Source organism: Nostoc sp. DSM 114161, assembly GCF_052692665.1.
Window position 1 is genome coordinate 164,848 of record NZ_CP195141.1, and the last position, 20,720, is coordinate 185,567.

The following is a 20,720-nucleotide window of genomic DNA, read 5'->3' on the forward strand; positions in this document are numbered from 1 at the left end:
TGAATCATTTTCTAGGTTTCATTTTCACTTACAACAACTTGTCTGGTGTAATTGGCAAGTCGCGAATCCGTTTACCTATAGCATGATAAACTGCATTCGATATGGCTGCGGCTACGCCAACAATGGGAAGTTCTCCCAAACTTTTAGTTCCTAGCGCATTCACATAAGGATCTTCTTCTTCAATAAATTGCACTTCCATATTTGGAATATCTTTATGAACGGGAATCAAGTAGTCTGAAAGATTGGCACCAATTATTCTGCCTTGGTTAGCATCCATTATGGTTTTTTCCATTAATGCCATGCCAATTCCCCAAGTAATACCACCGACAACTTGACTGCGTGCTGTCTTGAAGTTGAGAATTCGCCCTACACTATAAACACCTACGCAACGTCTAATTTTGATTTCTCCTAAAAGTTCATCAACGGCGACTTCTACAAAGATGGCGCCAAAAGAGTGTTTGGAATAACTTTTACTCTCTGGGTTGGGTGTAGTTTGTTCTGTGACTTCTAAACTTTCTAATCCCTGACGGCGCAAAATATCGGTGTAGCTGTCTCGCTGGGATGGGTTTTGTTTTAAAAATATTTGCCCTGATTCAACTGTAATATTTTCTGTTTCAGATCCATAAAGAGGGGAATTTGGATCTACGATCGCCATTTCAATTATTCTATCCCGTGCGGCGATCGCTGCTTTATGCACCGCCGGCGAAACGCTACCAACTGTAATTGAATTGCCTGTAATCGGTGCTTTCGGGTAATTGCTATCACCTAGTTGAAATTGCACTGGTAAGCCTAATGCTTCACTAGCCACCTGACTCATCACTGTATAAGTGCCTGTACCGATGTCTTGAGTACCAGTTTCTAGTTTTACTTCTCCAGTGGCAAAAATTTCGACTTTCACTGATGCTGAACCAGAATTGCTGGGAAATGTCGCACTCGCCATTCCCCAACCAATCAAAAAATCACCTTCTCGCATGGAACGCGGAACTGGGTTGCGCTGTGACCAGCCAAAAATCTCTGCACCTTTTTGATAACATTGTTTCAGGGATTTACTCGACCAAGGTAATCCCGTATGAGGATCGATATCTGCATGATTTCTCAGTCTGAATTCAATGGGGTCAATATTTAAGGCAGAAGCGAGTTCATCCATTGCCGACTCTAAGGCAAACATTCCTGGTGCTTCGCCGGGACCGCGCATAAAGGTTGGCGTACCAGCATTGATGCGTCCCAAGCGATATTTCACTTGCAAATTTTCACAAGCGTACATCATCGTTGTGGCTGCGCCAACGGGTTCCACAAAGTCTTCAAATTGGGATGTTAAGGATGTGCCGGTGTGAGTAATGACTGTTAGTTTGCCTTCTTTGGTTGCACCTAGCGTTAGGTGTTGTTGAGTTTCGGAACGGTAGCCGCAGCTAGTATACATTTGCGATCGCTCTAAGGCAACTTTCACCGGTCGGTTGACTCGTTTGGCGGCGATGGCACAAAGAATAGTATGAGATCTGAGTAGTGCTTTACAACCAAATCCTCCGCCTAAATATTTGGAGATGACGCGGACATTTTCTTGAGGAATATTCAGAACAGATGCGATGGCTCTTTGGGTTGCAGAAATGCCTTGGGTGGTTTCATATAATATCAAATTATCCCCCTCCCACATCGCTATGGTTGCAGAAGTTTCTAGGGGATTATGATTTTCCATCGGTGTGGAATAAACTTCCTGCACGAGAATATCTGCTTGTGCTTTACCAGATTCTATATTCCCTCTAGTGATTTTACCTGGCATGATGCCAAAATTTACTGTTTCTGGTTCAAAAATTTCTGCCTGTGCCAATGTTATTGTTGGCGCTGCTTCTTCGTAGATAACTTTAATTAAAGCAGCAGCGGTTTGGGCTTGTTCTAAAGTTTGAGCGATTACAATCCCCAGGTGTTGACCATTGTAATAGATGTTGTCATCTTTCTCGGTTGGTTGAGTTTTTGCAGGAGAAAAGAACGGTATTTTAATTAACGATGGTGTTTGCTCGTAAGTAACGATATCTATTACACCAGGCGATACTAAGGCTTTTGATGTGTCTATTTCGATAACTTTGCCATTGGCGATCGTACTTTCAAAAATTACGCCATAAGTCAAATTGTCTATGGGCACATCAGCTGTATATGGTGCTTCTCCCGTGACTTTCAGTCTACCATCAACCCGATCTACTGCTTTACCAACAATTTTACTCATACTGTTGCTTTCCCTTTGCTGGAAAATTAAATTTAGTAGAGGTCTGCATAAAATTGTGGCAAATTAAACTCTAAAATTTAAATCCATATATATGCATAAATTTGTTATACCAATTTTCTGCAAACTTGGACTTAACAGTCACTAATTTATCGAGCATTTTCTTTGTTTGTATCGTTGATGCCGACACTTGCTCATTCGCAAACTCACAATATGCCGTTACCTCTACTTTGGGTTCCTTGAATAAACATTAAGTACATGTTTATGATACTTTTGTATTATAGAGCAGTCCTAAATCAATTGTGAAACCTTTTCTACGAGACGCTGCGTCTTAGAAAAAGCGGTTAGTTAATTTTCGCAACTGAGATAGGATCGTTATATATAATAAATTATTTTTAGGAATTAATCATAGTTTGTAGAATTAATGGGTCTCTTATATCATGCTGCATATTGTAATCAATTGTGCCAAACTCCACTTGTAACATCAGGCGATCTTGAGCAATGGGAGTAGTGCCTTTGTGAAAACAAAAAGTATCTTCAGCAAAGCCAAACCCTGCTTTGCCGTAAATAGTCACTAATGATTTTTGTTGATAATAGCTAATAATATCTTCATCAGTTTCACATTTAGGTAACAATAAATGTGAAAGTTTTTTCTGCTTGTGGCTGCCTCTAACACAAACGTGGGGGCCACCTAATGCATCAACATGCGTTAAATAAAAGAAAAATTTTAAAAAGCGATAATCATCCTGATCGTAGTGAAACATTTGAAATGTTTTCATCTTTTCAAATGTTGTTGTCTCACCAGCAAAGCTCCACCATAATTGATTAGATAAATGTACGGGTTTACACTCTAAATACTTACCAGCTATTGCCAATAGTGTAGGATCGTTTTGCAGCTTTTTAATAGCAGGACAAAGCAAAGCTGTATTAAAATAGCCAGCTAGTTTAAATATTCGATCGTAATGCTTTTCTGCTAATTGCTTCTGATTATAAAAAAAACCTAAATTAGGTTTGTAATCACCATAACAAGCATGAGAATGAGCAAAATCAGCAATTTCAGTTACTATTTCTTTGGAAAGGTTAAGACCCAAATAAAATCCATTTTCCTGCAAACTATTAACAACAACATCAATATCAAGACCTGGAAATAGAGTGCAGCTTGTATTTACGAATTCTTGAGAAAAATGTTCGTTTTTATAAGGCAAAAAATCTCTTACAACTTTTCCAAAAGGGAATCTACCAACTTTACGCATCAACAACCAACGAGGGTTTTTAGTTAATCCTATATAGTTTTCATAGCAAATGTTATATTGCAATGGAAATTTTTTTTTAAGTTGTTTTAGCATTATAAATAACTTTAATTAATACTTGATATCTAATAAATATTTATAAATTCTTCTGAAGACTAATGCTAAGCTTTTACTTTCATAAAATTAATAGTTATTTAAATAACAAATCAGAGACTGACGTAACTCTAATTCAAAATTTTTGCTGCTGTGAAAAGAAGCTTATATCTTTTCGCGCAACAATTTGCTAATACTTGACACTACTCAAATAAACTTGTCTGTAATCAAGCCCTCAAATTCACTTACACAGATAATTCAGGGCTTAACAGGTAATAGCCATCACTACTCAAACATAGTCTTAACTTCTCGATCGGCTAATTGAGGAATAACGACTTTTTAAGGCTAGTATCAATTTATGAACTAGCTTTTTACCTTAGAGGCGATGAAACAAATATTATAACCTAAATCATTGCTAATTAGTGATATCGATCGCACTCCTCTTGTGACCAATATCACTATTATAATTGAATTGCCACTTATTCTTGCACTCAAACCTTCGCCTCTCTATTAGTTAAGCTGAGTGCAGTCGAGGAAATAAGCCACACGAATCTTGAGTTTTAGTAGAAGGTATCATACAACTCCTGTGTAGAGTTCAACCCCCACAAGATTTTGAAAGCCCACGAATTAAAACGCGTTTGACTAATTCAATTTTGAATTCATTGTGTGTTTGCGGTTTTGCTTCTTTAATTGCAAGTTCCCCTGCGGCTATAAATGTAGCTGTATTGATTGCTTTCCCTTTGAGGAATTCTTCAACTTTCCATGCACGCCAAGGTTTTGGGGCTACTCCTCCAAAAGCGATACGTGCTGAATTGATAACATTTTGTTCTATTTCTAAGGCAATAGCTACAGAAACAAGAGCAAACTCATAACTAGCCCGATCTCTAACTTTTAAATAATGAGATTTATATGCAAAATCTGGAATTTCAATAGCAACAATTAATTCTCCAGGTTGTAATAAATTTTCTGTTTGTGGCGTCTCTCCTGGTAAAAGATAAAAATCATGAATTGAAATTCGCCGTGTTTTTTCTGCCCCTTGAATGCAAATCACTGCATCTAATACTGTCAAAGCTACAGCTAAATCTGAAGGATGAACGGCGATACAATGTTCGCTAGCTCCAAAAATAGCGTGCATCCGATTGTAGCCTGTAATTGCCGCACAACCTCTACCTGGAGTGCGTTTATTACAAGGAAAAACTGGATCGCGAAAGTAGCTGCAACGAACTCGTTGCAATAAATTACCACCCACAGTTGCCATATTTCGCAGTTGTGGCGAAGCACTTTGTAGCAAAGCCTGGGTAATTACTGGATAACACTCTTGAATTTGGGGGTGAAAAGCTACATCGCTTAATCTACAGATTGCACCAATGCGAGTTCCATGAGTTTGAAATTCAATATCTCTTAGCGGTAAACTGTTAATATCAATTAATGTATTTACTACTTTTACGCCATCTTTGATTAATCCCAATAAATCAGTACCGCCCGCAAGAAATTCCGCAGTTTTCTGTTCTTGAATTGTGGCGATCGCCGCTGCTTGTGACAAAACTTTAGCATAACTAAATGGCTGCATCTTCCTTTTCCTCTAGGACATCTTGAATCGCTGCAATAATATTTGGATATGCACCGCATCTGCAAAGATTTCCACTCATTTTTTCTCGAATTTCTGCTTCAGATTTGGGTTTTTCTTCTAATATCATCCCTAAGGCAGAGACAATTTGACCAGATGTGCAATATCCACATTGAAAAGCATCATGGGTGATAAAAGCTGTTTGTAGAGGATGGAGTTTGCCATCTTCTGCTAATCCTTCAATAGTAGTAATTGCAGCGCCGATGTGCATTATTGCCAATGTCATACAGGAGTTAATTCGCCGATTGTTAACTAATACAGTACATGCGCCACATTCACCGCGATCGCAAGCTTTTTTTGTACCCATCAAACCCAGCTTTTCCCGTAGTGCATCGAGTAAAGTAACGCGGGGTTCTAGCTTTACTGAGTAGGATAAATTATTGACATTTAGCGAGAATTCTACTTCTTGCGAACTCAATATTCTAAATTCTTGGGTAACAGAGTTTGAAGGAATCGCTGCTAAAGAATTTTCTTCCATATTGGGTGCTAATGTGAATAAATATAATTACTTTTAACAAAACAGTACTGAGTTAAAAATGGTAATTATTACTCATTACTCAGCACTGTTCCGTTAACTGTAATGTTGCGTTAAATAGACTAAAATAGGAGATTTAGAGGTGTTTTTGATAATATTCCTCTATGCCACCTACAGCTTTTAATAATGGCGAATCTAACGGTTCAATCCAATCCGCCACTTCACGAGCTAGACCAAGAGTTGAGACTCCTCCTGATGGTTCGAGTTGACCATTGAGTGCCTTAGTTTTAATAGATTGTAAGGCATTTATGAGGTTGTTTAAACGTGGAGAAGACTCAGATTTTTTGTCTTTAAGCATCTGTTCGCTAATTTCAGAAGCTCGATCGATTAGCTCGATAAATTCTTGTGTGTTGGTTTCCATAAATTTTACGGGCAGCTAAACTTTTCTACAACGATATTTCCTGCGTCAGACCATTTGATATTCGGATCTTTTGAATCTTTAATAAATGTTTGTTGACCACCACCTGGATAGCATTCTTTAGGAGTTTGAGGGCCGACAATGCCTTGATAAGTTAAGGTTCCTGCTGGCAAAGTTACTGTTAGTATTTGAGTGGCTTGATTACCCCATTCTTGATTGAGAGCGAGATTCTTGATTACTTCTACATTCGTGTTATATTTGTCAGCCGTTAAATATCTGCCGTATTTGTTGTTACTGCTACTATAGTAGCGATAAAAAGTTTGGGGTTGCTCTAGTTTAACTTCCTTACACTCCGAATTTAGAAAGGTAATGGCGATATCAGCTGGTAGAGGGCATGAAGAACTAACTTCTTGGGCAAGGACTTGTGGTGGATTTACAACACGCGGCAATGAACTTACTGAAAAACTTAAAAAGCTTAAACCAATATATATGGAAGCTGATTTAAATTTCATACAAAATCCTGTTCGCAATCATTTTTGAATACAAAAATAATACAGCAAGCTATGTACCTGATATTAGGTTTTTTGAGCAATGAAGGTCGATTTTACAAAATTTACTGCCAAAATCGAGGTAAGGATATTGCATTTGAGTTTGTCAGATTTACAAAAATCCTATGCGTGCAGTTTTTGTTACCACCAGCAACCACAGGACAGATGACAAGTGATTAAAACGCCAATTCAGAGTTGGTTCTTCAGGAAGATTGACTAAAAAAGTATTTAGGAGTCAAAATAACGGCTGTGAATCTGCTTAAAACGAAAGGTAGGAGAGCAAGCGGATTTATCGGTGGGGATATCCTAAAATTCTGATTTCTATTATGAACAAAAATCTAACTCAGAAATTCTCTAAGCCGATACTAGAAAAAGTTGCGATCGTTGGCGCTGGGCCAGGCGGTTTGGCTACTGCCATAGCACTTCAAAACCAAGGTATTGACGTTCGAGTATACGAAAAAGCACAAGAATTTCGTCCGGCTGGAACTGGACTAGGACTGGCTCCTAATGGCTTAAATTTTCTAGATGCGATCGCACCGGGAATAGTCGAAACCCTGAAAAGCTCAGGATGCGAAGTTAACCACACGGTTTTAAAGAATATTCACAAAGAAACAATCAGGACTAGTCAAACTAAATATTTAGACCAATACGGGCAGCCATTATTGACTATTTGGTGGTATCGTTTACAGCAAGTTCTAGCATCAAGATTGCCATCTGACATCATTCACCTCAATCATCGTTGCATCGGCTTTGACCAAGATGAAAACGGTGTGAAAATTCATTTTGATGGTCAAAAATCAGTAGATGCAGATTTGCTAATTGGTGCTGATGGTGTCAACTCCGTAATTAGAGAAACTTTATTTGGCGAGGGTAAGCCTAATTATATCGGTAGTATGTGTTGGCGTGCTGTCATCAAGTACCACCACGAGTTATTTAATGAGTATGAACTCGTTTTCGTCAAAGGCAATAAACAGTTCATGTACATTCTCAATGTGGGAGGCGGCTATACCAGTTGGATTAGTCGTAAATTTTCGCCTGATTACTCTCTTTCTCAAGACGCCGATGGAGTCAAATCTCGCATTCTCCACGAATTAGCCGATTGGGATGAATCCTTTCGGGCGGTGGTAAAAGCCACACCAGCCGAGCAAATCTGGGAAGGGCCAATTTGCGATCGCCCACCCTTAACCCACTGGAGTCAAGGCAGAGTTACTCTCTTAGGTGATGCCGCTCATCCAATGGCACCAGCTATGGGACAAGGAGCCAATACCACTTTTGAAGATGCATACGAACTGGCACAGTGTTTTTCCCATTCAGCTACCCTCGAAGAAGCCCTAACTACCTACGAACAGTCTCGCATCGAGCGTACAAAAATTATTCAGGCTCGTAGTGCTATGGGCGAGATGCGCTACTACGAAGACTTTACATCTCCTAGTCAGACCCCACAGCGGCAAATGACGCTAAATGAGGATTTTCACAAATGGGTTTATAGTTACAAGCCAACAGTAGCGAGTTAAATTTTAGTTTTAATAGTATAATTGTACTATTAAGCAAATTTTTCAATAAAAAGCAAAAGAGGGAGATAAACTCCCTCAATTAACAAGGCAATGATTTAGTTACAGATAGCCAAGAATTACAGACGTGCTGTTGGTAACATAGCTATTGGGTTAACAGCACCCTTGCCTGATGGATGAATTTCAAAGTGAGTGTGCGGTCCAGTGCTGTGACCAGTGCTACCCATTAAAGCAATTGTCTCTCCCTGACTCACCTGCTGACCAGCTTGTACCAGAATCTTGCTGTTGTGAGCGTAGCGAGTCGTGCTGCCATCAGGATGGCGGATTTCAACGAGGTTACCGTAACCGCCATTGTTCCAGCCAGCTTTTTCCACGACCCCCTCAGCAGAGGAGAAAACAGGCGTGCCTGTGGAATTAGCAATATCAATTCCTTTGTGCATTCTTCCCCAGCGCCAGCCATAGCCAGAGGTGAGAGTACCCTTCGCCGGCCATTGGTAAGCTACGGATGAATTAGATGGAGGGGGTGTTGTTTCGTCAATCACTCTGGGTAAGTATTGATCCACTGCTGCCAAAGGTGGTATTGCCTGTGGAGCAACTGTGGTTCCGCGCAACTTCCCTAAGGAATCCGAAGCATTTACTCGTCTAGGAGGCGTTGCAACTCTGGTGCCAGATGGATTGCGAGGGGGAGTCCACTGACCAGCAGATCCTAGATTGGGTAAGAACTCTGGATTTATTGGCTCGTTGGCCGGTATAGTGGCACGGAATTGGGGCTTAATTGGTTGAGCGTAGTTAGCTCTGGTAGGTGTCGGAACCGCAATTGGTATTGCTACGTTATTCGGTCGAGACACAGAGATAGGTACGGGAATATTACTGGGGGTAGAAACAGGAGTGAATGTCGCAGCAGTGTTACTTTCAGCGGCAGCAGCTGGCATTGCTAAGTTCCCAGACTGTTGAGCGCGATATTTCTGCTGTAATCTCTGGATTTCTGCTTGTAAGCCCCGTAGACGGTCATTATTGTTGTTATTACCCCTTGCTACCCTATTTGTTGGTTCCTCACGCTGCTGGATTTCAACAAAGGCTTTTGGTACTGGGGTTTCACCACCCACGCCATAAGCTCTAGGAGCGATGGGAGCTGTTTGCAAGTCGTTCGCGCTATTTGTCTGAATTTGGTCGTCCGCAGTTACCGGTGTAGAGACGGTAACGCTACTGTTGTCAGCAATAATTCGCGATGGCGAACTGGGTAGATATGAGTTAGCACTACCAATGGTCACAGAGGAAGTAACTTTGGGAGTATTAATCGGCTCTACAAAACTGGGCTTAGTCGCTACAGGTACCTGAACTTGAGCAGTTGGAATAATCAGTTTTTGACTGATTCGCAGTTGATTGGGATTATTGAGGTTATTTGCCTTAACTAGTTCTGATACAGATGTATTGTATCTGCTGGCGATCGCCGCTAGCGTATCTCCAGGCTTAACTTCATAGGCTGTTCTTGTCGAGGACGCAATCAAGGTCGTCGGTGTAGTTAACGCAATTTCCTGTTGTGTCTTCTGTTTTAACCTCGATATCAGCTTGGCTTGACCAGCATTTCCAGAAGTCTCTGACTGCGCTAACACAGTTTTTTCAACTACAGTATTGCCAATAGCAGTTTGTGATAAATTTTCGGTATCCTCAGACCGCAATTGTGCCAGACTCTTTCTTAAACGGTTTGATTTTTCTTGTAAGCGATTCAGCGCAAACTCTTGTTGCGCCTTAAGTTGTGCATTTATTTCACTGCTGGCAGTCCCAGATGTTGCCACTGTTTGTGGTACGGTTTGTAATACATTTGTAGTACCAGCAATATCTTCAGCAATGGGGTTCGATAGCTTGTTGACTGTTGGAAAGCTAGTCTCAGCTAAAGTATTGTTCGACCCCTGGGGCACTTGGGATTTTGAGCCAGCGAGATTTTTATCAACTGGCGTTGTTTGGGAAAAACTTTCTGATGCAGGAACTGGCAAAGACGTTCCACTGGCTGCGACTTGCCATTTAGCTTCAAGCCCAGGCAACTGTGAGACTGCTGTTGGTTCCACGACAACAGGATTCTCCGGCACGCTCGGTAATGAGATTGCTTGGGATTCCAGCTTGGTGGAGGCGAATTTCACCTCAGTATCACGAACCGCAGGAATGGTTGAGGTTGCCTTTTGGCTGCCTACAGGCACCGCTGCTTGGGCTTGATCGCTTTGTCGAGTCACCAAAAGACTGGTTGCTCCCATAGAGATTGCCAAGCCAATCATGGCGGCTTTTGTCCGCACCCGACGGTTAACTTTTGGATTAATTGAATTTAGTTGTTCTACCGGGGCATCATCGCTGCTGGGGTTATTTTTCAACACAGCTTTCACTCTCTTTTTCAATGCTCGTTTCAAAGACGACCTCCTTACGATCACTAGCGCTTAACTGACCTCGATTTTTCAGCTGGATATCTAGTCAAGGATCTAGATCGCAACTAACGATAGATCGAGATCGCATTCACCAGAGATGCTTACGCAAGATTAACCTGCTTCTCTGATTTAGACAAGTTCACATCTGTTAGCAAAACTTAAGAATTGCTATGCTTGCTTGTCCGAACCACTCCTCACACCATTTAGGACGTTTTCTTTTTTCCGGTTTTCCGCGGCTGTCTTGCGTCAATCGCGGGGACTTGGCAAATAGTTTAGTTTTATCAAGTCCATAGTCGCTGCCGAAAATTAAATTGCTGCGACCTCTGGAAAAGCGATGCCCCCTGCTGTAGATCTTTTCAAGATATTTCTACACAATCCGTCTTCCCAACACGAGACTTTACGTTGATTATTCCCTAAAAAACAACCGTATTAACCATTGGCTAATTTTGGGGAGTAATCCTGGGAACATTAGAGCCAAAATAGCTCAAATGCGCTCTATGACTAAGTTATAGGGCATTTGTTCCCCAATATTGAATGCTGCAAATTCATCAAAATCTATCATTCAAATTTGGCATTATCGCGAATTTTATATACAAATTTCTTATAACAAGCTTACTCCTCTTGTAAGTATCTTCCACTACATTTTATTCAAAAACACAATTTTTGGTGTATTTTTTGACATTAAATCTGCCGTAACTAGCAAAGTCTTCGTCGCCACAAATCACTCATCTAATTGGTTTTTGGAAAAGAGTTAAGTAGATATACTTAATAATAAATTAGCTAGACAACTATTGTAAATAGCCTAATTGCCGCCGAGTTTCAAACAAACCGATAGCGACGCTCACCGACAGATTCAAGCTACGAACTCCAGGCTCACTCATCGGAATATACAGAGTAGCATCACAATGTGACAAAACTTCTGGTGGCAAACCAGTGGTTTCACTGCCAAATAACAACCAATCATCGGGTTGAAACTGAAAACTGACATAGTTAATATTTCCGGCGACACTATAACCCAACCATCTGCCTCCACGCTCCTGGTGTACTATTTTGAAGGCTTCTAACGATTCGTGATAGTGCAGCTTGACATAAGGCCAGTAATCTAAGCCGGCTCTTTTGAGGTAGCGATCGCTAATTTCAAACCCCAAAGGCCCAACTAAATGTAACTCAGTACCCGTAGCCGCACAAGTACGGGCAATATTACCTGTATTAGGAGGAATTTGGGGGTTAACTAAAACTACCTGAGGCATTGTCCGTATAATCTACGTATTGTATAAAATAATCTGTTGTCAATGTAAAATCTACCAAAAGGCAGAGGCTATTCATAGGTTTTGTTAATAATAATCAAGCATTCCCCATCGATTAGATTTTTAAAACGAACCGCAAACCCTCTCAGAATACTACCTGAGAGCGTATTTGAGTGAAATCGGTAAATATTAAATTTTATGTAAAGTTAAATGGTTGCTTGTATTTTTTTTACCAAGTACTGACTGCACAAAAATCTACCATTTGTTTGAGGGCAACCGTTGATTGGGCATCCGGGATTGGGATTGTTAGGACTACAAACGCTATTAACCCCTGTCAAGAGTTAGGAGTTATTCGCCTTGTCTTCGGTTCGCGTAGCGTCTTTGACAGGAGAAATTTGGATGCCTGCGGCAGGGCCTTTGAGTGAAGCAGTCCGCGTTGCTTCAGGGCAAACTAGGTTGAAAGCTTACACTCCAACTTCTGTTGTTGTCTGCCGATGTTTCCAATCCCCAGTCCCCAATCCCTAAAGCCTCCGGCTACGTCAGCAGCGAGGAACACAATTTGTCTTCTAGTTCGATTTCTCGTTCCTGGATGGTAGTAATAGCCTGGGTGATGACACACTGGCTGTCAAAGCCGACTCTGTGTAGCTGCAACCACTGTTGAGCTTCATTGCCTTCGCGGAGAATTTTGTGCAAAGGTGAAAGGAAACAGCTAAAACCTTGTTGTTTGGCGATCGCCCAAACATCCTGGTAAATTTCGCCAATCCAATCTCTAGCTGTGATGCTTCTGCCATCTTGCCAATGGGTTAGCTGAGCATCAAGACTAGTGGTTGCAGCAGCAGTTTCGTTTTCGGCAGTCAAAGTGACGAGTTCTTCAGGAGAAAAGGTACTTTGAGTTAATGGGTCGATGCTAGGATTTTCGATTATTTGTAACAGACGCGCTTCTAATAAGGCGGTAATCGCTAGTAAGGCGATGGGGTCTGTGACTAAATCACAAATCCGCAGTTCTAGCCTATTTAAATCGTAGGGACGGCGATCGCCATTTGGTCGCACTGATGCCCATAAATGCCTGACATTTTGCATTGTTCCAGCAGCGAGTTGATTTTCCACCCACTGGATATGATCGGCGTGGCTGGCAAATAATGGCACATGTTTAGGGGTTTGCGGGAACAGACCCCAACGGGTGGAATGATACCCTGTAGCTTTGCCATCCAAAAATGGAGATGAGGCACTCAGGGCTAAAAATAAAGGTGCTTCTAAACGAATCACCCGACACGCCCGCATTAATATTTCGGGGTCGCTAATGCCGACATTGATATGTACGCTAGCGGTAACTACCTTTGTGCCGTAGGTTTGCTCGATGTAGTCATGATAGGGGTTGGCTGGATCGGAACGCATAAAGCGATCGCTCCCACCTAAAGACAAAGTACTTCCCGGTATGAGGGTGTAATTGCCCAAACGATTGAGGTAGTTTCGCAACGTCCGTCTGGGATGCAGTAGCGCACACAATAACTTCTCGTAACTCGCCGATGGCTGGGTTATATATTCCACATTGCGGCTATCTGGCTCCCGAACAAATCCATCCAAAGCTGCAACAATTTTGTCGGAGAGACCAACGATTTCACCTTGAGGCGTGCCAGTATACATCTCAATCTCAAAGCCTTTTAATAAGACCACCTTGTTCTCCTTGGCTCTCTCAGCTTATAAATTGTATCGAATTAGACGAATCTCTGGATCTATCTTCGATCCAATCAAAGGTTAAGAATCATTGAATCTCCAACTCTTCCCAAATCAGGACGACAAACTTGTGAGTTTGTTATCTGATTTTTTTAAGTATTAAATATATCTTAGTTTATTTACGCACTTTATAGTTATAGATTCTCTGTGTTCGTTGAATTACCTTGTTTGAGACAATTAGCTTCTACTCAACACACTTTCATTTGTGGAGTTTTTTATTAGACATCATCTACTAATTAAAAACAAAAAGATATAGCTTTAATATAGATATCAGATTCTATAAAGCTGCGAATGAATTGCTAAAATCCGCTTACTCAATGCATTTTCTCTAACAGCATTGTCAGGTGGATTAAAAATGAGAACTTGTGTTTTTATTAGATATATATCCTCTGATTCAGAAAGCGAGCAATATCCAACTATCCAGATCTGTAACGATCCTCTGGCAAACTATGATAAGGAATACATACTGAATACTGTTGATTTTGACCGAATGTATAGCAATTCTTGTACAGCATGTAACAAAGCCATAAAAGAGGAACAACAAGAACCGCTCTAAAATGACCCAAAGTATAAACTAAATATCACGCAACAATAATATAATATGCAGTTTGCATAAAGTTGCTGATTTTCAAATTTTTAATAAGCCCGTGACGAGGATTGAACTCGTGACCTCACCCTTACCAAGGGTGTGCTCTACCACTGAGCCACACGGGCGAAAGAAAATTTTTGTTTTTCAGTTACAACGCTCGGTATTTTACCTATTACCCAGCTATTATAACTTATGAATTCGTGAGAGGTGGGCCGGGCTGGATTTGAACCAGCGTAGGCGCTAGCCAACGGATTTACAGTCCGTCTCCATTAACCACTCGGACACCGACCCATTTGTCTCACGATTTAACATCATAGCACTAGGTTTTATAAATTTCAAGTGCTGAGAAAAAATAAATTTTTGGTAGAGACGCAATAAAACCACGTCTCTACAACTTGTAAAAACTTATTCTAACTACACGCTCATCTCCAACATTCGTTGCATTGGCCGGAGTGCAGCAAGGCGGATATCTTCGGACATGCTAATTTCGGGAGTGCGATTTTTCATTGCCCAGTAGAGCTTTTCTAAGGTGTTTAACCGCATAAACGGACATTCGTTGCAAGCGCAGTTATTCATCGGTGGTGCGGGAATAAAGCGCTTTTGGGGAGCTAGTTTTTGCATTTGGTGGATGATTCCCGGCTCCGTTGCCACGATAAATTCCTCGGAGGAACTGTTTTGACAATGTTTGAGTAAAGCTGCTGTGGAACCGATAAAGCTGGCGTGGCGCAATACACTAGTTTCACATTCTGGGTGAGCGATAGCCTCTGCTTGGGGGTGGGCAATTTTTAACTCGACAATTTTCTTTTCGGAAAAGGTTTCATGGACAACACAGCTACCTTGCCATAGCACCAAATCTCGTCCAGTTTGTTCCATGACGTAGCGCCCTAAATTGCGATCGGGGGCAAAAATAATCGGCTGGTCTTTCGGTATTTGCTGTACGATTTTGACAGCATTGGAACTAGTACAAATAATATCGCTCATTGCCTTAATATCAGCAGAGCAGTTGATGTAAGACACCACCAGGTGATTTGGATGCGCTGCTTTAAAAGCGGCAAATTCCTTTGGCGGACAACTATCTGCTAAAGAGCAACCTGCATTCAAATCTGGTAAAAGTACTAATTTATCTGGATTGAGTATCTTTGCTGTTTCTGCCATAAAGTGAACGCCAGCAAAGACGATTACATCTGCACTGGTCTTTTGGGCTGCTTTGGCAAGCTGTAAGGAATCGCCAATAAAGTCTGCAATATCTTGAATATCGGGTTCTTGATAGTAGTGCGCCAGAATCACCGCGTTAAGTTCTTTTTTGAGGCTCTCAATGGCGCTAAACAAATCTAATGGTAGTTGACCCGGTTGGGTTTTTTCTCGTTGAGCTAGTGCAGTCGTAAACACAATTAGGGGTTGCCCTTGGTTGCAATTTGTAGTCTTGTTAAATTAATTATAGTAGTTTTTACCAAAAATAGTGGGCGGTTGATTTTCTAGAGATAATGTCCAAATCCGGCTGAGTTTCATATCCTGGAGATAGACGGCAAGGAAAGTGGCATGACCAGTCAGAAAACTCATTCGATAACCCTCAAAATTGCTGTAGTTGGAGATGTTCACGACCAATGGGAAGTAGAAGACAGCATTGCACTCAAGCATTTGGGTGTTGATTTAGTGCTGTTTGTGGGGGATTTTGGTAACGAGTCGGTGGAAGTGGTAAAAGCGATCGCTTCTGTTGACATTCCCAAAGCAGCAGTTATGGGCAACCACGATGCTTGGTTTACAGCTACAGAATGGGGACGCAAAAAGTGTCCCTACGACCGTTCCAAGGAAGACTGGGTACAGGAACAACTCGATTTATTAGGCCCTGCCCATGTCGGTTACGGTAAATTAGATTTTCCAGCTTGGGAATTAACTGTAGTCGGGGGTCGTCCATTTACTTGGGGCGGCCCGGAATGGAAATTTGCGGACATCTGTCGGGAACGTTATGGTGTCACAGATTTGGAAGAATCTGCCGATCGCATTGTCAAAGCAGTTAAAAGCGCTGCTTACCAGACGATTATTTTTCTCGGCCATAACGGGCCTAGTGGATTAGGCGATCGGCCAGAAGACCCCTGCGGCAAAGACTGGCATCCAATTGGTGGCGACTTTGGCGATCCAGATTTTGCTGAGGCGATTTCTCAGGCTGTTACTGCTGGTAAAACCATTCCTCTGGTAACGTTTGGTCACATGCACCGAACTTTACGGCACACGAAGAAAGAACTGCGAAAACCCGTTTTTAGAAGTCCAGAGGGAACAATTTACTTGAATGCGGCTACTGTGCCCAGGATAGTGGAAAATGACGGCGAGAAGCTGCGTAATTTTTCCTTGGTTTCTTTAGAGGCGGGTGTGGTTACCCAAGCTTCTTTAGTGTGGGTGGGGAATGACTTCCAGGTGGTGTCAGAAGAAATTTTGTATGAGCGATCGCATTCAGTAGTGCAACCTGCGTAGTGATAAGATATAGTATGATCTGTCAGCTTTGGTGCTAACTGAAAAATGCGGGTAGCCAGTAGCTCGACAGTTTATTTGGAGAGGTGGCAGAGTGGTCGATTGCGTCCGACTTGAAATCGGATGAACCGAAAGGTTCCGGGAGTTCGAATCTCCCCTTCTCCGTTGAGAGATTTGTGAATAAGGTTTTGAGTCTTATTCTCTAATGTAGAGTTTCAAGTAACAGACGGTAAGCCACATTTATTTTGTCTTTAGCTGTGAAGAAAGAGTCAGCCTTGTTATTATTCAAGGTACAGCAATGAATATATAGGACTCTTATTTGATTTTGAAAAACTCCTCACCCTCCCCCCATTTCCTAATATCTACCCCCCAGAGCCTGTCTACGTCAATAAGTCCAAAAATCAAAGCGAGCCTTATATGTAATTTAGCAACAGGTGAAATTTGCTTAACTTGTAAAGCATGATAGGTTGTTATTACCTGTATCTGTCTACTCTTAAATAATTAAAATTAAATGTGCCATGAAAGTAAAAATTTATAACTTGGGTGTTATTGCAAAAGCTGAAATTGATTTAAAACCTTTAACTGTATTTATTGGTAGAAATGCTACTGGAAAAACTTGGACTGCTTACACATTAGCATCTATCTTAGGTCAACATGGAACCGAAAAGTATTTGAAAGCATATCTAGATAAAATAACTCAGAATAGATATCCAATTATAGATAATGCTATTGAACAGTTTTTACAAGAAGGGACTATTCATTTTGACTTAGTTAAATTTGCTGAAGATTATGCTGAAACATATATTAATGAAATTTCTTGTTTAGCATCTAGTTGGATGAACAATTTTCTGGATACAGAACACAGTAATTTTGAGGAAATGAAAGTACTGTTTGATTTAACTAAAGTTAAACAAAAAATCCTTGATAAGATTAAAAATTCTTTTTTAGACCGACATTTTTCATTTGGTTATGAAAATAAGAACCTTTTACATATTTTTAAGCAAAAAGGTGAGAATAATATTTATTTTTATATAGTTTCAAATTCAGAAAGTAATATTTTTAAAAAACTACCTAGAAGAGTGTTTGAACAAATTTTATTTCAAGAAATATTTGAGATACTTCGTGTAAGTATTTACTCATATATTGATATTTTTCCTACAGAAAGAACTGCTGTTGTACCATTTTTCTCTCTAGGAATTGGATTTGAATATGATGAAGATATAGGAAATCTTTTTTTTGAAAAAAAAAGTATACAAAATGCAGCAGTAAAAAGTTTAATGAATATGTTAACTAATGTTTATTTAAAAACATTTGCCCAAAGGAAGGAAGAAAGTAAAACTAATAATATAATTCTAAATTATATAAAATTAGCGGAATTATTAGAAAATAATATTTTGGAAGGCAAAGTAGATCTTAGTGAGTCTAAAAATGGAAAAGAAATACTGTTTAAACTATCAGACAATGTGAAATTAGAAATAGCAGTTACTTCTTCAATGGTTAAAGAATTAGCTCCGTTAGTTCTATACTTACGCTATCTAGCTGAACCGGATGAATTACTAATTATTGATGAACCAGAAATGAATTTACATCCAGCAGTACAGGTAGAAATAATTGAATTTTTAGCAATGTTAGTTCAAGCAGGCTTAAATGTATTAATTACAACACATAGTCCGTATATTGTGGATCATTTAGCTAATTTAATGCAAGCAGCAAAACGTGAAGATAAAGAGGATATAAAAAAACGATTTTATTTAGAAAAAACAGAAGCTTTTATTCCTCAAGAGAAAGTTTCTGTATATCTGTTTGAAGATGGTACAGCCAAGAATATTTTAAATGAAGAAGGGCGTATAGATTGGGGTACGTTTGGTGATGTATCTGATGATATTTCCCATATATTCCCATAATCACTCTTAAGCTCAGGAGTGATTTAAAAATGCCTTTAAATAGTTTATTGTTATCAAGTTGTTTGCTACCAGGGAAAACAAGTTATACAGAAAATGGAATAGAGATTAATATCAAACCATCTAGTGGTGAAACAATTCTCTTTTTTTGTATAGATAATCAATCAAACCCTAATTGTAATTTGCGTCAACTATTAGGATTAGATCGAGAAGGAATGAAAATCTGTGATTTAATCGTATTCTATGCAAAAGAGAATATAAGAATAATCTGTTTTGTAGAATTAAAAGGTCGTGATATAAAAACAGCTACAGAGCAAGTTATAACTACATATAGATATTTCCTAAAATTATTGAAACAGTCTGGTACATCAATAAATTTTATTCCAAAAGCATATATCAAATCTAATACTTCTGCACCGCAAGAGATTGATAAATATAAACAGCAATTAAAAGAGCAGTTTTGTGACGGTAATTATGATATTACCAAGAATTCGGATTTAGGTGACTTTCTAAGAGGTATTGAGTACCAACCCAAAGGAAAGAGAAAAAAGGGTAAGTAACTTATATTAAGTTTCGTGTTAATCCGAAAAATCTTCAGTTGCGTAGGTTGGGTTGAGGAAAGAAGCCCAACACTATGCCGCATTAAAAAATTAATCTTCTGTAGCTTCTTTTGAACTTTCTAGCTTATTTAGCGCATCGGAAATTGCTTGCCTGATAAATTCAGGGTAGTTATCTAGACCTTTTAATTTTTTCAGCATTGATGGGGGAAGTCTAAGAGTTATTTTTGCAGTCAATGGTTCTTCCCTGTTAGTGGTAAATTGATGCTTTTTTAAATAAGGTTTTTCTTCGTAATTAGGCATAAAAATATTTGCTTGCATATTGATCTATCGCAAGACTTCATGCGATATTATAATTGGCAGCTAGCCAGACCTAGCAAGTAAGAGTAGCTGCCAAACCCAATTACAAAATTAGGCATTTCTATGTTTACACGTTCTGAACTTGAAAGCAAAACCCTTAAAGAATTGAAAGATTTAGCTGCGCGGTATGGAGTGAAGCCAGTAGGGAATCCAGGGTATAAAACAAGCTGGATTACTCCGTTATTGGCTTTTGCTGTGCAAGCTATTAGGCAGTTCCAAGACCATAAAACAGGTTTGAGGAATCCTAGCTGGAGAAGTACTGAAGCACTTGGCACTATGCTTTATGAAATGGGAGAAGCTACTGACGAACAAGTTGCGCTGATTCGGGCAACGCTAGAGGGTAAGTTACTTCCTCTGCCTGAACGCTACGACCAAACTAGACTGCTAAATCTTCACAAGACTAAGCAATTGATTCAAGAAGCAATTGAAATACTTAATAAATAGATGAGTGTTGACTGTTAACTGTTGACGGTTAACAGTCAACACTTCCTCTAAAGCCGCTCGCTGCTTGCATCGTGCTACCATTAGCAATAAATTCTTTTGGGAGGTCAATCAATGGCTACCCTTCATGCGCTAAATATACCTGATGAGTTATACGCACAACTGCAAGAGTTAGCTAAAGCTGAAAATAGCTCAGTTGATGCTCAAGTTATTAGAATTTTGCAGAATGCTTTGCAGGCAAAAATGCAGCCTACGGAAGACGAAAGGCGAAAAAATGTACTCCAGCTTTTAGAGGAAAGTCGCCTGCGTCGTGAGAAACTACCTAAAGATATTGAATGGCCTGATAGCACAGCTTTGCTTCGAGAAGACCGTGACAGATGATGGCTCTCAGATACGTAATAGATGTCAGTGTATGTATCAAGCACTTTATTCCAGATCCACTTTCCCCTAAAGTAGATCGATTGTTAGCTTACGCTGCTAATCCTCAAAATCAATTCTTTGTTCCTGACCTATTTTACATTGAGAGTGCTAATGTCTTATGGAAATACGTCCGTGCAGGTCTTTACCCTGCGGCGAAAGTTACAACAGATTTAGCTACTCTCAAAAATTTACAGTTACAAGTTGTCTCTACGGCTGATTTGATGGCGGATGCAGTTAGTATTGCCTTGACTTATAAAACCTCTGCCTATGATGGTTCTTATGTGGCGCTTTCACAGCAGGTAGGTGCTACTTTGCTAACTCTCGACGGTAAGCTGGTAAAAGCTTTAAGTAGTTCGCCTTACAATATTTGCTCGTTTAATGATTTTCAGGTTCCATAGTTGCGGTTAATATAGAAGCGATCGCCAAATTAACAGGCTCATTGTTTATTAATTTT

At 40.1% G+C, this 20,720-nt stretch carries 19 protein-coding genes and 3 tRNA genes; 9 read left to right on the forward strand and 13 right to left on the reverse strand.

Features of this window, described 5'->3' with window-relative positions:
* Positions 1–28 precede the first annotated feature (28 nt).
* The 6 genes from NSTC745_RS00675 to NSTC745_RS00700 form a co-directional block, all read right to left on the reverse strand.
* On the reverse strand, positions 29–2,218 hold the full coding sequence (locus tag NSTC745_RS00675) for a xanthine dehydrogenase family protein molybdopterin-binding subunit (RefSeq protein ID WP_445635455.1): 2,190 nt from the start codon (positions 2,216–2,218) through the stop codon (positions 29–31).
* A gap of 392 nt (positions 2,219–2,610) precedes the next feature.
* Positions 2,611–3,561 (reverse strand): hypothetical protein, encoded by a 951-nt coding sequence (locus NSTC745_RS00680; RefSeq protein WP_445635456.1) that lies wholly within the window; start codon positions 3,559–3,561, stop codon positions 2,611–2,613.
* Between the two features lie 592 nt (positions 3,562–4,153).
* The gene (locus NSTC745_RS00685) at positions 4,154–5,128 is read right to left on the reverse strand and encodes an FAD binding domain-containing protein (RefSeq protein ID WP_445635457.1); all 975 of its coding nucleotides are present in this window, start codon (positions 5,126–5,128) and stop codon (positions 4,154–4,156) included.
* Positions 5,115–5,663: a (2Fe-2S)-binding protein gene (locus NSTC745_RS00690; RefSeq protein ID WP_445635458.1), complete on the reverse strand. Its 549-nt coding sequence runs from the start codon at positions 5,661–5,663 to the stop codon at positions 5,115–5,117. Before NSTC745_RS00690 ends, NSTC745_RS00685 begins: the two co-directional genes overlap by 14 nt.
* A 133-nt stretch (positions 5,664–5,796) precedes the next feature.
* Positions 5,797–6,081, reverse strand: coding sequence for a hypothetical protein (locus NSTC745_RS00695; RefSeq protein ID WP_445635459.1), 285 nt, complete (start codon positions 6,079–6,081; stop codon positions 5,797–5,799).
* A gap of 5 nt (positions 6,082–6,086) precedes the next feature.
* A complete protein-coding gene (locus NSTC745_RS00700) occupies positions 6,087–6,590 on the reverse strand; it encodes a hypothetical protein (protein WP_096537060.1) in 504 nt (167 codons plus the stop codon).
* Between the two features lie 362 nt (positions 6,591–6,952).
* On the opposite strand from NSTC745_RS00700, the gene NSTC745_RS00705 reads away from it, so the two are divergent.
* Positions 6,953–8,140 (forward strand): FAD-dependent oxidoreductase, encoded by a 1,188-nt coding sequence (locus tag NSTC745_RS00705; protein WP_445635460.1) that lies wholly within the window; start codon positions 6,953–6,955, stop codon positions 8,138–8,140.
* A gap of 116 nt (positions 8,141–8,256) precedes the next feature.
* Here the strand turns inward: NSTC745_RS00705 and NSTC745_RS00710 are convergent, their stop codons facing one another.
* On the reverse strand, positions 8,257–10,503 hold the full coding sequence (locus NSTC745_RS00710) for a peptidoglycan DD-metalloendopeptidase family protein (protein ID WP_445638497.1): 2,247 nt from the start codon (positions 10,501–10,503) through the stop codon (positions 8,257–8,259).
* 836 nt (positions 10,504–11,339) lie between these two features.
* Positions 11,340–11,801 (reverse strand): tRNA (cytidine(34)-2'-O)-methyltransferase, encoded by a 462-nt coding sequence (locus NSTC745_RS00715; RefSeq protein WP_445635461.1) that lies wholly within the window; start codon positions 11,799–11,801, stop codon positions 11,340–11,342.
* 354 nt (positions 11,802–12,155) lie between these two features.
* On the opposite strand from NSTC745_RS00715, the gene NSTC745_RS00720 reads away from it, so the two are divergent.
* A complete protein-coding gene (locus NSTC745_RS00720) occupies positions 12,156–12,323 on the forward strand; it encodes a hypothetical protein (RefSeq protein WP_445635462.1) in 168 nt (55 codons plus the stop codon).
* 9 nt (positions 12,324–12,332) lie between these two features.
* Here NSTC745_RS00720 and gshA read toward each other — a convergent pair whose 3' ends face one another.
* The 4 genes from gshA to nadA all read right to left on the reverse strand — a co-directional run bounded on the left by gshA (position 12,333) and on the right by nadA (position 15,510).
* Complete coding sequence (gene gshA, locus NSTC745_RS00725; protein ID WP_445635463.1) at positions 12,333–13,472, reverse strand: glutamate--cysteine ligase; 1,140 nt, start codon at positions 13,470–13,472, stop codon at positions 12,333–12,335.
* A gap of 702 nt (positions 13,473–14,174) precedes the next feature.
* Positions 14,175–14,246 (reverse strand) — tRNA-Thr (locus NSTC745_RS00730).
* Between the two features lie 83 nt (positions 14,247–14,329).
* Positions 14,330–14,412, reverse strand: a tRNA-Tyr gene (locus NSTC745_RS00735).
* Positions 14,413–14,535: 123 nt separating this feature from the next.
* Entirely contained in the window at positions 14,536–15,510 is a 975-nt protein-coding gene (nadA, locus tag NSTC745_RS00740) for a quinolinate synthase NadA (RefSeq protein ID WP_445635464.1), read from the reverse strand.
* 150 nt (positions 15,511–15,660) lie between these two features.
* Between nadA and NSTC745_RS00745 the strand changes: the two genes are divergently transcribed.
* The 4 genes from NSTC745_RS00745 to NSTC745_RS00760 all read left to right on the forward strand — a co-directional run bounded on the left by NSTC745_RS00745 (position 15,661) and on the right by NSTC745_RS00760 (position 19,048).
* Entirely contained in the window at positions 15,661–16,590 is a 930-nt protein-coding gene (locus NSTC745_RS00745) for a TIGR04168 family protein (RefSeq protein WP_445635465.1), read from the forward strand.
* A 77-nt stretch (positions 16,591–16,667) separates the two neighbouring features.
* Positions 16,668–16,752 (forward strand) — tRNA-Ser (locus NSTC745_RS00750).
* A 353-nt stretch (positions 16,753–17,105) separates the two neighbouring features.
* Positions 17,106–18,491 carry an AAA family ATPase gene (locus NSTC745_RS00755; protein WP_445635466.1) on the forward strand — a complete coding sequence of 462 codons (1,386 nt, stop codon included), beginning with the start codon at positions 17,106–17,108 and terminating at the stop codon, positions 18,489–18,491.
* Between the two features lie 29 nt (positions 18,492–18,520).
* A complete protein-coding gene (locus NSTC745_RS00760; RefSeq protein WP_445635467.1) occupies positions 18,521–19,048 on the forward strand; it encodes a hypothetical protein in 528 nt (175 codons plus the stop codon).
* 90 nt (positions 19,049–19,138) lie between these two features.
* On the opposite strand, the gene NSTC745_RS00765 is transcribed toward NSTC745_RS00760, so the two are convergent.
* On the reverse strand, positions 19,139–19,366 hold the full coding sequence (locus tag NSTC745_RS00765) for a hypothetical protein (RefSeq protein ID WP_445635468.1): 228 nt from the start codon (positions 19,364–19,366) through the stop codon (positions 19,139–19,141).
* A 102-nt stretch (positions 19,367–19,468) separates the two neighbouring features.
* Between NSTC745_RS00765 and NSTC745_RS00770 the strand changes: the two genes are divergently transcribed.
* The 3 genes from NSTC745_RS00770 (at position 19,469) to NSTC745_RS00780 (ending at position 20,664) form a co-directional block, all read left to right on the forward strand.
* A complete protein-coding gene (locus NSTC745_RS00770; protein ID WP_445635469.1) occupies positions 19,469–19,849 on the forward strand; it encodes a hypothetical protein in 381 nt (126 codons plus the stop codon).
* Between the two features lie 111 nt (positions 19,850–19,960).
* Entirely contained in the window at positions 19,961–20,227 is a 267-nt protein-coding gene (locus tag NSTC745_RS00775; protein WP_445635470.1) for a hypothetical protein, read from the forward strand.
* Entirely contained in the window at positions 20,224–20,664 is a 441-nt protein-coding gene (locus tag NSTC745_RS00780) for a type II toxin-antitoxin system VapC family toxin (protein ID WP_445635471.1), read from the forward strand. Before NSTC745_RS00775 ends, NSTC745_RS00780 begins: the two co-directional genes overlap by 4 nt.
* Positions 20,665–20,720 lie beyond the last annotated feature (56 nt).